The 11976-nt window shown below is 61.0% G+C and carries 18 protein-coding genes; all 18 read right to left on the minus strand.

The window, feature by feature from the left end:
* Window positions 1-8: 8 nt before the first annotated feature.
* Complete coding sequence (locus EE949_RS16945) at window positions 9-533, minus strand: phage tail protein (RefSeq protein ID WP_122665325.1); 525 nt, start codon at window positions 531-533, stop codon at window positions 9-11.
* Window positions 526-1701, minus strand: coding sequence for a baseplate J/gp47 family protein (locus EE949_RS16950; RefSeq protein ID WP_122665326.1), 1176 nt, complete (start codon window positions 1699-1701; stop codon window positions 526-528). Before EE949_RS16950 ends, EE949_RS16945 begins: the two co-directional genes overlap by 8 nt.
* On the minus strand, window positions 1698-2015 hold the full coding sequence (locus EE949_RS16955; protein ID WP_122665327.1) for a DUF2590 family protein: 318 nt from the start codon (window positions 2013-2015) through the stop codon (window positions 1698-1700). The genes EE949_RS16950 and EE949_RS16955 overlap by 4 nt, the downstream gene beginning before the upstream one ends.
* Entirely contained in the window at window positions 2012-4012 is a 2001-nt protein-coding gene (locus tag EE949_RS16960) for a phage tail tape measure protein (RefSeq protein ID WP_122665328.1), read from the minus strand. The genes EE949_RS16955 and EE949_RS16960 overlap by 4 nt, the downstream gene beginning before the upstream one ends.
* 6 nt (window positions 4013-4018) lie before the next feature.
* Window positions 4019-4162 carry a DUF6890 family protein gene (locus tag EE949_RS29490; RefSeq protein ID WP_430735953.1) on the minus strand — a complete coding sequence of 48 codons (144 nt, stop codon included), beginning with the start codon at window positions 4160-4162 and terminating at the stop codon, window positions 4019-4021.
* Between the two features lie 20 nt (window positions 4163-4182).
* Window positions 4183-4473, minus strand: coding sequence for a putative phage tail assembly chaperone (locus tag EE949_RS16965; protein WP_122665329.1), 291 nt, complete (start codon window positions 4471-4473; stop codon window positions 4183-4185).
* Between the two features lie 32 nt (window positions 4474-4505).
* A complete protein-coding gene (locus EE949_RS16970) occupies window positions 4506-4991 on the minus strand; it encodes a lysis protein (protein ID WP_122665330.1) in 486 nt (161 codons plus the stop codon).
* Window positions 4988-5515, minus strand: a complete 528-nt coding sequence (locus EE949_RS16975; protein ID WP_122665331.1) for a lysozyme — start codon at window positions 5513-5515, stop codon at window positions 4988-4990. Before EE949_RS16975 ends, EE949_RS16970 begins: the two co-directional genes overlap by 4 nt.
* Complete coding sequence (locus EE949_RS16980; protein ID WP_240350586.1) at window positions 5512-5841, minus strand: hypothetical protein; 330 nt, start codon at window positions 5839-5841, stop codon at window positions 5512-5514. The genes EE949_RS16975 and EE949_RS16980 overlap by 4 nt, the downstream gene beginning before the upstream one ends.
* The gene (locus tag EE949_RS16985; protein WP_122665332.1) at window positions 5841-6050 is read right to left on the minus strand and encodes a TraR/DksA family transcriptional regulator; all 210 of its coding nucleotides are present in this window, start codon (window positions 6048-6050) and stop codon (window positions 5841-5843) included. The genes EE949_RS16980 and EE949_RS16985 overlap by 1 nt, the downstream gene beginning before the upstream one ends.
* Complete coding sequence (locus tag EE949_RS16990; RefSeq protein WP_122665333.1) at window positions 6050-6502, minus strand: DUF2597 family protein; 453 nt, start codon at window positions 6500-6502, stop codon at window positions 6050-6052. Before EE949_RS16990 ends, EE949_RS16985 begins: the two co-directional genes overlap by 1 nt.
* 6 nt (window positions 6503-6508) lie before the next feature.
* Window positions 6509-7618 (minus strand): DUF2586 domain-containing protein, encoded by a 1110-nt coding sequence (locus tag EE949_RS16995; protein WP_122665334.1) that lies wholly within the window; start codon window positions 7616-7618, stop codon window positions 6509-6511.
* Window positions 7619-7629: 11 nt separating this feature from the next.
* Window positions 7630-8310 (minus strand): phage virion morphogenesis protein, encoded by a 681-nt coding sequence (locus EE949_RS17000; RefSeq protein ID WP_122665335.1) that lies wholly within the window; start codon window positions 8308-8310, stop codon window positions 7630-7632.
* Window positions 8300-8743 carry a phage tail protein gene (locus EE949_RS17005; RefSeq protein WP_122665336.1) on the minus strand — a complete coding sequence of 148 codons (444 nt, stop codon included), beginning with the start codon at window positions 8741-8743 and terminating at the stop codon, window positions 8300-8302. The genes EE949_RS17000 and EE949_RS17005 overlap by 11 nt, the downstream gene beginning before the upstream one ends.
* The gene (locus EE949_RS17010; protein WP_122665337.1) at window positions 8740-9201 is read right to left on the minus strand and encodes a head completion/stabilization protein; all 462 of its coding nucleotides are present in this window, start codon (window positions 9199-9201) and stop codon (window positions 8740-8742) included. Before EE949_RS17010 ends, EE949_RS17005 begins: the two co-directional genes overlap by 4 nt.
* Before the next feature lie 97 nt (window positions 9202-9298).
* Window positions 9299-10018, minus strand: a complete 720-nt coding sequence (gene gpM / locus EE949_RS17015; RefSeq protein ID WP_122665338.1) for a phage terminase small subunit — start codon at window positions 10016-10018, stop codon at window positions 9299-9301.
* The gene (locus EE949_RS17020) at window positions 10018-11034 is read right to left on the minus strand and encodes a phage major capsid protein, P2 family (RefSeq protein ID WP_122665339.1); all 1017 of its coding nucleotides are present in this window, start codon (window positions 11032-11034) and stop codon (window positions 10018-10020) included. Before EE949_RS17020 ends, gpM begins: the two co-directional genes overlap by 1 nt.
* A gap of 1 nt (window position 11035) precedes the next feature.
* Window positions 11036-11953: a GPO family capsid scaffolding protein gene (locus EE949_RS17025; protein WP_122665340.1), complete on the minus strand. Its 918-nt coding sequence runs from the start codon at window positions 11951-11953 to the stop codon at window positions 11036-11038.
* Between the last annotated feature and the right edge of the window lie 23 nt (window positions 11954-11976).

The raw sequence follows: 11976 nt of genomic DNA on the forward strand, positions 1-11976 counted from the left end.
GGGAACTCCTACAGGCTGGCAACCAGCGTTTGCTGGTTATCGTTAAAGTCGACGACGGTCACATAGGCGTTTAGCGGCGTGATGGTCACAAAGTCGTAGCGGCGGCAGGTACGGCCGTATTGCTGAATAAGGACGCGGAGCAGTTCCGGATTGCTGGCCAACTGGGTGTTGCTCAGCTGCAGCAGCACCACATCCCAGTCACGGTCGGGCTGGCGCTCCTCGATCTCGACATACCCCACGCCCAGACGCACCAGGATGCGTTTCATCCCCGCTGTGCTGCCGGCGTCGACGGCGTTGATAAAGGCGTACTTCACGCGCAGCCGGTAAAGGCTCTCAGGCTCGCCCTTGAAACGGGTGATATCCCGCTGCCAGGCGAGCAGATCGAGCATGACCAGGTGACAGGTCTCGGCATCCAGCTGCAGCAGCGGCCAGCGCAGCCATTGCTCAACCCGCTCCCACCAGGACTGGGCGGCGTCCTTGAGCTTGGTCAGCTCGGTACCGGCCAGCCAGAATTTCAAATTGAGCTTAATCAACGAGATTCACCTGCAGCGACTGGATGCGGGGAATGCTCAGCTCGGAAATGATGTCCTCGTTCGCAAACTTCAGAGACTCAATGCCGGCGAACTTCTGGTGCAGCTCTTCGCCCAGGCGGCTGAACGAAAAACGTGACTGCGGGTAGGTCAGCGTCGGCTGGTAATCGGCGGCGCTGCTTTCACGGAACGCGGCGCGGATGAACTGATCGGCGTTGGCCTTCAGGGTTTCCCGCTGATCGTCCGTCAGCGTCGACAGGGGCCAGATGTCCAGCTGCAGCGCGTGCAAGGTCTCTGGCATGGTCATCACCAGCAGATCGTCGCCATGGCCATGATTGCCCCCGTCTCGGATATGGGCGTTGATTTGCTCCAGGTAAGTCGCCGCCGGCACATCGGCCTCAAACAACACATAGGCATTGGCGCTGCCCGGTCCGCGTGGGGCCCCATGCTCAAAGTACACGCCATCCGGACGCACGCCGGGGAACGCCGAGATCATCGCCTTGTAAACTGCATCGGTGTGCCACTGGTTGACCGCCGAGAACTGATTGCGCGTGCGCAGGCGCAGCTCGTCGTCAGGTTCGGCATCCGCCCCGGGTACCGCCAGCCAGCCGTCGTTGTTCACCACCTGGGCAATGCCCGGTACCGGAACTGGCAAGATCGCGTAGTAACCCGGGGCCAGGTTAAACCCGGATCCGCTTTCCACCGCTTCGACCGGGATTTCTAGCTGCATCAGGCCATCAGCAAAGACGCCGGCGGCGGTGGTCACCAGTTGGTAGACGTGTCCATTGATCGAAGCCGACTGAACAATGGTCCCGGCCTCGACCACCAGCGCGCCGCCGGCCGCTGTGCGAGTGAACAGCAACAGGCCGCTGGCCTTGGTCGCGCCCTTGCGCTCGACGTTGACCGCCCAGGCCAGCATTTCCAACCAAGTGCTGGTCGCCGTCTTGACGAAGAAATTCGGCAGCACCGTTGCGATCAGGAAGTCCAGGATCCACATCACCGGCTTGGTGATCAGCGCCGTGATCACCCGCCAGAACGGCGAATAGGCACTGGTGTTGGCCACCTTGCTGCCCTGGGCGACCACTTCCGCTTCCCATGCGGTACGCAGGGCGGCCTCGGTGGTCGGAATGCCGGCGTCAGTGAGCGCCTGCTTAAAATCAACGTCACTCACAGGTTCACCTCAAGGGTTCCGAATTTCAGGGTCGTGGCCGTGACCAGGAACAGCCCCGGCTCGACCTGGGTGATTTGCGCGGTGCCCGGTACCAGGCGTTCGTCGTCCTCCACCAGCAGCTCCATTTGCTGGATGCAGTCACGCTGACGCAGCGTTGAGCGCTCGGCCACCAGGGTGACCAGCAGCCCGCTGTCGCGGATCATGTGCGCGATGTCCTGGGCGATACAGGCGCGGTCGTCCACCAGATTGGGTTGCTGCGACAGATCCAGTGCCAAGTCGTTGTCGACGATCAGAAGATCGATGTATTCGCTCATCCGCCGACCCCCATCGCCATCATGTTTTCCAGCTCCAGAGGCGTCATTGGCTTGGCTGTATTGATGTTCATGTTTTCGATGTGCGTGCCTTTGTTCTGGCTATTGCTGTTGTTCTGGATGCTGGTCAGCAGCCCGCCAGGCGGTACCGCGTTCGGCCGCGTAGGCGACAAGCCGCCCCCGGTACCGGCGTTCATGTTTTTGCGGGCCTGCTCGGCCTGTTCAGCGAGTGAAGGTGTGGTGACCAGAGGCGCGGTCATGCCTGGCAATTCCGGGGCCTTGGGCAGGTCGCCAAAGCTTGCATCGATCTGCACGCCCGGGATCTTGTTGATCATGTCGATCAACCCCTTGATGGCGTTGCGGAAGATACCGACGATGCCGTCCCATGCGGACTTGGCCATGCCGGTCCAGCCGCCGATCGTGCCGAACCAGCTCTTGAGCGCATCCAGTTGCTTCTGGATCCACTGGAAAGCGGCTGTGTTCATCAGCGCGCTGGTCCACTGGTCCCAGTAGACGATCGCGGCAACCACGACGGCGACCAGGGCGAGAATCCCGATCACGATCAACAACACGGGGTTGGCCAGCAACGCGGCGTTCACCAGCCAGATCGCGCCCTGCCAAAGCATCATCCCCACCCGGACAATGCCCATCCAGGTGTACAGGGCCACTAGGCCGACCACAAACGCGGCGACCATAACGGTATGGAACAGGAACATGGCAATGGACTTGTAGCCCTGCCAGTTGAGCAGCTTCCAGACCGTGAGTGCGCCCAGCCAGGCCATTTTGCTGATGCCCACCACTAGGGTGACGGCCGACATCGCGGCAACCAGGCCAAGGATGATCAGCACCGTCGCGCCAATCACCCGGGTAATGTTCGGGAAGATCTGCGTCCAGCGCGTCAGAGTCGCGGCAATGCTGACCAGTTTGTCCATCAACGGCGTCAGCATCGGAATCAGCGCCTGGCCAAAGGACACGCGCAGCGCGACCACAGCGGCGCCGAACTGCTGCCACGGATCCACCATCGCCTTGGCCATCTTCTCGGCATTTTCCAGTCCGCGGACTTTGCCCAACTGATCCAGGCTGGTTTTGAAGCGGTCGGTGTCCTTGGCCAGGGCGGTGATGACTCGCGCCCCTTCCCCGCCGAAAGCTTCGGTCAGCTTCGCGCCGGCGGCGGCACTGTTGAGGTCGCCGAACTTGCCCTCGAGCTTGGCCAGAATGTCCGCCATGGGCATCAGCTGGCCGTTCTGCTCGGTGAACTTCATCTTGAGCTTTTCCGACGCAGAGCCAATGTTCTCGAAAAACGACTTGTACAAGCCGCCCGCGTCGCCGCCTTCCATGGTGCTGCTCAGTGTGCCGATCACCGCGAACTGCTCGGCGATATCGACACCCGCCGTATTCGCGATCTGGCCGACTTCCTTGAAAGCGTCCTTGAGCTGCGCGCCGTCCGTGCGGAACAGTTGAGCCGCCAATGCCGTTTGCCCGCCCAGCTTCTCGACCCACTGGCTTTTGCCCATGGAATCGGCCGAGGTCTTGAACAGGTTGTACATGGTGCCGACGTACGCCCCCATGGTCTCGGCGTCGGATTTGGTGGCCTTGGCCAGCAGGTTGCTGGTGTTGGTGAAGGTGGCCAGCTGCTCGCCCACCAGCCCCTTGATCGCGCCCGAAATACTGTAGGCCGACGCAGCAAAGTCCCGGGCGTTAGCCCCGTAGTTCACAGAGAACTCCAGGGCCTTTTGATTCAGGGATGTCAGCGCGTCCTCGGCAACGCCCAGGGAACGAACCTCGCCCAGGGCGCGGTTCATTTCCAGCGCCGGCTCCAGTGACTCACTGATGCCCTTGGCCGCGCCGACCAGCCCGCCAAGGCCCAGCCCCATCTGTCTGATGTTGGCTTCGCCCTGGGTGGCCAGGTCGGAAAAGCTGGTTTTGACCTTGCCCAGGGGAGCGCTGACCTTATCGGTCAGGCTCAGGATGAAGGCCAAGCGGGCACTGCGGTCAGCCATGGGGTTTTATCCGTTCAGCGCATGGGCGATGCCGTTGGCAACCGCGATCTCCATGCGTCTCCAGTGTTCGTCCTCCAGCCACTTGGCCACCCCCATGTTTTCAATGGTGGGCTCGGTGCCAGGCAGCCAGCGATTGGTCAGGGCCAGCAACTGGCCCAAGCCGTCGTCTTTTAAGCCGTCAGCGTGCTCGAGGACTTTTTTACGACCAGACCGATATCAGGCGAGTACTCCTCGAGCAGCGCGCCGGCCAGCTCCATCACCGTCACCGGGTTGCCCAGAAAGAGTTTCAGCTCGGCCTTCTGCTCCTGGTTGATCGTGCCTGTCAGCAAGTTGGTAGCCGGCGCGACCTTGTTAGCCTGGGTGGTGGCGTTGAAGTACTTGGTCACGTCCTGAGGGGTCAGGCGGAAAACGAAGTCAGTGCCTTTGATTTCCAGGGTGATGTCGCGGTTTACGTCAGTCATGGTGTTATCCGTTAACAGTTGGTTGAGAAAAATCAGGGTTTCGCCGGTGCGCGTTGCACCACCTGGCGGATGTAGTCCTGCAGGCCGAGCACCATCTGCCTGCTTAGGGCGAGCTGGTCTCGGAGGGTGAAATAATCCGGTCGAGCGTCTGCTGCGAGTTCGGGGGATCCAGCATTAGCCAGGCCGGTGGCTCCGGCGGCAGTGGGCAGTCCTGGGGCGGGACAACGGGCTTTGACGAGCAACCGCTGACGGCCATCATCAACATCGCGGCGCAAAGACTGGTTTTGATCGAGCGCATCTTTAAGTTCCTGGGTGTGTTTCAGGTCGAGCGCAGTACGATCGGCGAGCATCTTCGCCACCGAGTTCGCGTGCTCTATCAGGGTCTTCACATCGGCCTTGGCCTGCTGCAGCTCATGCACAGCGGTGTCCCGCTCTTTAACGACCTGAACGAACCAAAACAACGGGATCAGCGCGGTGAGCAGCACCGCGAATACAAAGCGCATTGGGGTGATCGTCATTTCAGGCACAGCTCCATTTCGGCCAAACGCCTGGCGTGCAAGCCGCGCACGAATGATTTCTTGCCCTGGGCGTCAGTGACGTAGGCCCAAACCGGCGTTTTCCCGTCCGGGGCCCAGGCCAACGCCCTGCAGCCCTCTTTGATCCGACCAGCGTTGATCAGCCCCACGGCACGACTGGCGCAGGTGGTGGAGTTGCCGAAGTTATGGCCATGGCTGGAGAGCGCGTCGAAGGTGTTCTGCCCGATCGCCTGATTGGTCAGGCAGTCGGCCAGGGTCAACTGGCCCTTTTCGATCACCAGGTGCTCCACCTCGGCGCAGCGATCATCCGACCAGAAGTCGCCCACGATCACGGGATACGGGCTGGTGTGGCGGGTGATGCCTTTGCACACCGTAGGCAGTCCACGGGCCAACTGGTCCGGGTAAACGACGTTCTGGCCGTTGCCTTCCCACGTGCCCAGGAACAACACCAGGGCAGAACTGCACAACGTGAGCGTGCCAGCCGTAATCCTTCCGCGCAGGCTCATGGGAACAGCCCTCGCAACAACGTCGGGCCAACCATCTGCAGGATTGCCCACAAGGTGCTGGCGATGGCCAGCGCCCAAGTGATCTTCTTGCCGATATCGGAGACAACAACCGTCAGCTTCTGCTGGCCAACGTTAAGTTCCGAGAGCTGGCCGGACATGTGTTCAAACTGCTGTTCGAGCTTGGTCACACGGATCGGCACCGACTCGTGCCGATTTTCCATCGACTCCAGCCGGTACTGGATCAACATCACGTCGCGCTCGATCCGTCCCACACGCGTGGTGTCGGTTCCGGGATCGGCAAGAGGCTGCTGCAGAGGAGTACTCATCAGCGGTTTCCTTTTTCGAAAAGGCTCTGGCACGGGACACAGCGGGTCATCCCGCCCAGCGCCTGGCGCAGCTCCGGAATCGGCTGGTCGCAGTCTTCGCAATGGGTCAGGCTTGGCCCGCTGGATCGCGCACGGGCAAGTTGGGCCGCTATCGCCTGGTCGCGTTGCCGCTGTTCCAGGACTTGGGCGCGATCGAACGGGCACACCATCAGGTCAGCCCTTCGATTTCAGACGAGGCCAGGTACGGCACGCCATTGATTTTCACGAAGTCCGGACTGGTGACGTCATACGGGATCTTGTGAGTGTTCTTGGTCGCGCCCTTGGGATCGATGCTCAGCAGGCTGGACAGACGCAACTTGCAACCGAAGGCCTCGATCCGCAGTTCTTCCTCGCCTGCCTTGGCGAAAAACACGTTATCGAACAGCGGCAACTCGCGGAAACTGCCGGCGGTTTTAGCCGCCTCGATCAGCAGATTGAAGTTGGTGGTGTCCAGCTCCATCTCGCCAGCAGCCGCCACGTCACCGTCTACATGGCCGTTGGGTACGCCACGGGTTTGCGCCACGGCGGTGTTATCAGTGATGTCCAGGGTGCAAGCTTCGACGTGAATGGCGAGATCGCCCACGGTGATGTCGAAGTTCTTGCCGCCAATTTTTGCAGCCATGGGGGGTTACTCCGTGGTGGAAAGGTCGAGCGCGATGTTCGCGGTCAGGTCTTTCGGGCAGTTGAGGGGGCGGATGCTGATGTAAGCCTCGACCGCCGTTTTGCTCTTCCAGGTCAGGACGATCGCGTCGTCAGACGGGGTCTCGATCTCGCCCGGGAACACACGCCCAGCGAAGGTCGTGGACTTGGCCATCGCACGCAGCGGGGTCATGAGGTAGGTCTTGTTGCTGGCCATGCTCGCAGCGCTGCTGTTCAGGCTACGGTCACCAACGCGACGGATCAGCAGCGGGCGCACCTGGCGCGCAGCCTTGTCGACGATGCGCAGGTACTCGATCACCAGGAAGTCGCTGCCCGGGGTGTCCAGCATGTTGCCGTCGCCCCAGTACACGCCCTCGTAATCCGGGTAGGTCTGGCTGACCGACAAGCGCGACTTGTCCAGCTCGGTGCGAACGGCAGACGTCAGCGGAACGCCCTCGGAGTCCACCGGAACAGTACCCAGCCCCATCACAGCACCGGTGGCTACGCGCATCGGGCTGTCGGCAATGCTCACGGCCGCGTTGGACAGGCGACCGGCCAACACGCCCAGGTCATTGCCGTGCAGCTGGGGCACGCACAACACGCGGGGCGCGGCGATACCGTCAGTGATCGCCTTCTGTGCAGTGGTGTACTGAGACCAGGTAACGTTTGGTTCAATGCCCAGTGACGATGCCATGACGAATGCACGACGCCCGTAAGTGTTCTGCAGACCGATCGCGGCTTCGTGCATGTCTTCCAGCTCGCCGCCTTCGGTCACTGGTGCACAGATCACGAACGCTTCGAACGAGTAGTTATGCTGCAGCGCATAGGTCAGCGCGTCCTGCCAGGTCTTATCCGCTGCCAATGGGATCGCCAGGCAGGCCCAGCGATCGCCACCGTTGAGGCGCGCCGCCGTCACCTGGGTTTTCAGGTCGCTGGCCGTAACGCCGAGCATCACGTCCAGGTCGCTGTCGGTGTTCAGAGCAATCACCTGGCCCTGGCTTTTCGGGCCGGTACCGATGAAAAGGAAATAGTTCTCGACCTGGGTGACAGCGCCCTGACTGAGGTTGAGATTGTTGACGCTGACTTTGCCGAGTGCCATGCAGTGCCTCGTTATCGTTGGGAATTAAGGATTTGTTCCAGCACCAGGTTCACCAGCGCGCTGGTTTCCGCTTCGGTGCCGGGGCCGAGGAACTGGCGTTTGGGCAGGGTGATTTCCCAGCTTTGCGCACCAGATGATTCGGATTGTTCGTCGTCCAGGATGCGGATCAGCAGACCCGCCTTGGCGTAGTTCACATGCTCTTGAATCCACGCCACAGACGGACGTGTAAGGGTTTTCTTGCCCGCCTGGCGTACCTTGAAACCGAGACGGCGCAGACGCTTGGCCTGCTTTTCGGTCGCAGCCAGGCCTTCGGGAACCTTGTTCCACTGGCGCATCTGGGCGGCGGTACGACGCTCGGAAACGCCGTTGTGCTGCTGGGTGGCAACCCAACGGGTCAGCGCGTTGCGCCAGCCCAGTTCGGCCTCGTCAGCGTCCAGCCGGGTGACCTCCAGCAGCTTGGCCAGCCCGGCCTCCATCTTCTTTTTGCCCTTCGACGAGCCTTTGCGCGCCTCGAACGGCGTGCCGTCCACGTTCTGCTGATCGCGTTGACGCTTACGGCTTACACTGCGCACGCGCTTGCTGACGTTGTTGAGCAAACGGCGGCGCAACTGAGGGCGCAGCTCCATTAGGGCGAGCTGCTTTTCGACATCGAGCATGCCGCGCACGTCGCGTTCGAAGGTGCTACGCGCCACGGCCAGTCACCTCGCCTTCTTCGGCCACCCACAGCTCATACGGCTTGAAGGCATAGGACTTGTCGCCGACCTTGATCTCGCCGTCATCGTCCTCGGTCAGGTACTGCGATTCGGTGAACTGCAGCTTGATGTCAACGTCCGCCAGGTCGTCATCGAGCATGGTCACGTCAAACACCACCTGGGGCAGGCCGTCACGATCCTGGTCATAGGTTTCCAGCCAGCTGCCGACCAGGGCAAAGAGCCGCGCCGGGTTATCGGCGAAACGCTCGAGCACGATGGTTGCGCCGTAGTTCATGTCGCCCATGCGCATGCCCTTCTGGTCTGGCTTCCAGATCAATTCCACCTGCACCTGGTCGGTCCAGCTATCGAGCTGCTCGGGTTGCACCAGGGCGCACTCGATCAGGTAGGCGGTCAACGCCTTGAGCTTGATCACAGCAGCGCCGCCGTAATGCGGCCACGGCCCTGCAGCGAACGCACAGCGGCCTGGCTGAAGGCGAGAAAGGTTTCCCCGCGTTCAGGCAGTTCCTTGCCCGTGTTCTCGGCAGGCTCGCGACGGGTCACCGTGGCGAACTGGGTGAGCAGGGTCGATTTGGCGCGGCTGTAGACGGCGCGTTTGTAGGTCGCGGTTTGATAGGTGCGCTCAGGCAGCACGCTGGTGTCTGCAGACTCAACGCTTGACACTCCAGCGCCCTGCCATCGCGCTTTAAGCTTGGCCAGGTCGAGATTCACCTCGTGCATGGCCGTGGTCAGTTCAGTGGCCAGCATGTCTACCAGGTACTCCGCCGGCAGGCGGTAACCTTTCTGAAACTCGGCCACAGAGAGGTCAGGCCAAAAGCCGTCGTTCTCGATCGCTTGTTCCACAAAGGTGGTGGGTTTCCCGGAAAAGCTCATTGCTGGCCGCTCAAATAGGGCGGGAAGCCTGTTTTCAGTGGGACGGTCCATAAATGGGCGGCTCACTTCCACAGGTTCCCGCTGGGGGGGTAGTCGGTTATTCGGAAGCCGTCGCCGGCTGTAGTTTTTTCAATACCCGGTGGCAGTTCTTCATGCGGGTATCCACACCGACCTGTGGGTAAAGCTCGGTGGCTCGCTCAAAGTGCTTGAGCGCCGTCTCCCACTCGTCGGCCTCCATGGCACGAATGCCGATCAACTTGTGGTACTTGGCAGGGATCTGCTCTGTCAGGTCCCATTCACCATCAACCCGGGGCAGCAAGTCGGACAGGTACGGCTCCGGACTACGGCTGGCGTGGTATTCGGCATAGGCCCAATCGATCACGGCATCTGCCACAAAGGTCTGAATGTCGCGACGTTTGAAGCGCGCCGGCATTTCCTGGCTTTGCCCGATCGCGAAGTCAGCCAGCTCCAGCCCGTCTTCGAACTGGGCTGTGTCGAACAGCCAGATAATCGCCTGCACCAGGACACGGTTCGGCATCACCAGGCCAGACTCGCAGTAGCGCTGAATGAAGTCCTGGTATTTGGGCAGCAACTCATCACGCTTGAGCGACTGGCGACCTGCCAGGCCCTTGATCGCGCTCAGGCGCTCCAGATCCTGATCCAGCGCCGCTTCCTGCAGCAGCAGGTGCTTGCGGGCATTGGCAGGGCTGTTCAGCGCTTCGGCCGGTGAGTAGGTGACTGCGGCAGTGGCAGACGCCACCACTGCAGCCGCGCCCAGGCTCTGGATCCGACGTTTGTGGGCAAGAGCCAGGCTCATCAGACCAGCTCCACGTTTTCGGTCAGCGCGAACTTTTCCAGCTGCTCGATCACATAGCCTTCGTTACGGCTGTTGTAATCCTCGACGCGGGAGCGTTTCGGGTTGTCCACGGTCTGTTTGCGCCAGCTGGAGTCCTGGTAATAAATCGACAGGTTGTCCCAGCTGGTGACCAGCACGCCGTTGACCGGGAAGAACGGAATGCTGAAGCTCGGCAGGCCACCGTAAGTCGCGATGACCTGGGCGTCTTCCACACGTTCTTTTTCGGTCGGCACGTCGCCTTGCTTGGCGTACAGCTTGGCCTTGTCGGCTGCCAGCAGGTCGGAACCGATGATCGCGATCAGGTCACCACCATCGCGCAGACGCTCGTCCACCATCTGTTTGGTGTCATGCACCAGGGCATCAAGATTGGCGTAGTCGCCGTCCACGCCCAAGGTCACCTTGCCAACGGTTTTGCCTTCCTTGAGCACCTGGGCCGGGATCTGCTCACGGGCGATCTGCAGCCAGCCCTTGTTCACGTCCTGGAGCATCGGGTTAGCGGCGATATCGGTCTGAGCAGCCGCGCTCGTGCCATGGAAACCAACCATGATGCGGTCCAGCGCGATCTGTTTCTGAACGGCAGCGGAGTACTTCTGGTGGAAATCCGGGAATTTCGCCCAGGCGTCGATTTTCGCGTAAGGCAAGCTGACGTCGGATTCGGTGGAAAACAGCTCGTAGGTGCTGTCATCCAGTGCCGATGCGTCCTTGGCTTCACGGTCGGTGGTCTTGGTGTTGGTACGACCAGTGACCGGACCGGATACGCCCAGAAACACCTTCTGACCCTTGATCTCGGTGACTGGTACGACGTTGATGCGCTGCAGGAAGTCCGACTTGGCGGTGATCGCCTCGTTCAGTTCCTGGGCGATCGTCGGCTCCACGCTGAACATCTTACTGGACAGCTCAACACCGTAAGTTTCAGCGATGGCGAGCTGCAGCTGCGCGTACATTTTCGCGCCGTATGTACTCAGATTCTGGGCCATGTCAGAACACCTTTTTCGAAGCGGTGCCGACTGGCCCCTGGTTACGTGGCAACTGACGACCAGTGCCGGTGTTCTGCAGCGCGGAGAACTGCTCCTGCAGTTTTTCCATGCTGGCCAACAAGGCTTTGTTCGTGGCACCGCCCTTACGGCTGAACTCACGATCTGCCTCGGCAGTACTTACGATGCCGTCGACGGCTGTTTGCACGTCATCGATCGGTGCGTCATCAGGCTCTGGAGCCTCTTCCGCGACAGGCTCAATCACGGCCTGAATGCCAGCAGCGACAATCAGCAATTGAGCCAGCAGGGCTTTCAGGGCCGTTGCTGTAGCTTCATCCATTGGGGGGGTCTCGGTTGGGGGGGTGGGTTCAGCGGGCTGGGTGTCCACTGCGAAGCGCTTGAAAAAATTGGTGAGCAAACCGATCAGCGTGCCCACTTCGCCTTCGGGCTTGTCTTCGTCCAGCGATCCGAGCGGGATGGACGCGGCGAAATAGGCGCTTTTGGCGGTTTTGTTCGAAAAGTAGAGTTCCTGGGTGCCAACACTGGCGGGCTCATCAGTCACAGCCATGCCAGTGAGGTAGGCTTTGCCGGTGCCGCGAAAATTCGGAGTGATTTCGATGCTGCTGAACAGTTTCTGGCCCTGGTCATTCAGGTACAGAAGGCGGTCGTTCGGCTTCAACTGAGCCTCCAGCGCCACTTGCCCGGGCTCCAGATCATCGGCTTCCTCGACCAGGCGCACCGAATAAACGGTGCCATGAGAACCGTGCCAACGTTCGTGGTCACACCAGATCACAGCGGTGTAGAGAGACGATTTGTAGGTCTCAGCGATGTCGCGCAGCTCCTGGGGAAGGATCTCGCGACCATCGACGGTCAGGCCGCTGGTGGCGACGCGTTTCCAGAACGAAACAAGGGAACGGGGCATGGGCGTTAACTGCGCTCAATCGG

The sequence above is a fragment of the Pseudomonas viridiflava genome (genome assembly GCF_900602065.1).
Taxonomy (GTDB): Bacteria; Pseudomonadota; Gammaproteobacteria; order Pseudomonadales; family Pseudomonadaceae; genus Aquipseudomonas.

Excerpts from the sequence above, each read along its gene's own strand:
- EE949_RS17025 (WP_122665340.1), bottom strand. The coding sequence starts at position 11,953 with ATGCCCCGTTCCCTTGTTTCGTTCTGGAAACGCGTCGCCACCAGCGGC.
- EE949_RS16975 (WP_122665331.1), bottom strand. The coding sequence starts at position 5,515 with ATGAGCCTGCGCGGAAGGATTACGGCTGGCACGCTCACGTTGTGCAGT.
- EE949_RS17020 (WP_122665339.1), bottom strand. The coding sequence starts at position 11,034 with ATGGCCCAGAATCTGAGTACATACGGCGCGAAAATGTACGCGCAGCTG.
- EE949_RS17010 (WP_122665337.1), bottom strand. The coding sequence starts at position 9,201 with ATGAGCTTTTCCGGGAAACCCACCACCTTTGTGGAACAAGCGATCGAG.
- EE949_RS16995 (WP_122665334.1), bottom strand. The coding sequence starts at position 7,618 with ATGGCACTCGGCAAAGTCAGCGTCAACAATCTCAACCTCAGTCAGGGC.
- gpM (WP_122665338.1), bottom strand. The coding sequence starts at position 10,018 with ATGAGCCTGGCTCTTGCCCACAAACGTCGGATCCAGAGCCTGGGCGCG.
- EE949_RS16990 (WP_122665333.1), bottom strand. The coding sequence starts at position 6,502 with ATGGCTGCAAAAATTGGCGGCAAGAACTTCGACATCACCGTGGGCGAT.
- EE949_RS16955 (WP_122665327.1), bottom strand. The coding sequence starts at position 2,015 with ATGAGCGAATACATCGATCTTCTGATCGTCGACAACGACTTGGCACTG.
- EE949_RS16980 (WP_240350586.1), bottom strand. The coding sequence starts at position 5,841 with ATGAGTACTCCTCTGCAGCAGCCTCTTGCCGATCCCGGAACCGACACC.
- EE949_RS16985 (WP_122665332.1), bottom strand. The coding sequence starts at position 6,050 with ATGGTGTGCCCGTTCGATCGCGCCCAAGTCCTGGAACAGCGGCAACGC.
- EE949_RS16965 (WP_122665329.1), bottom strand. The coding sequence starts at position 4,473 with ATGACTGACGTAAACCGCGACATCACCCTGGAAATCAAAGGCACTGAC.
- EE949_RS16970 (WP_122665330.1), bottom strand. The coding sequence starts at position 4,991 with ATGACGATCACCCCAATGCGCTTTGTATTCGCGGTGCTGCTCACCGCG.
- EE949_RS16960 (WP_122665328.1), bottom strand. The coding sequence starts at position 4,012 with ATGGCTGACCGCAGTGCCCGCTTGGCCTTCATCCTGAGCCTGACCGAT.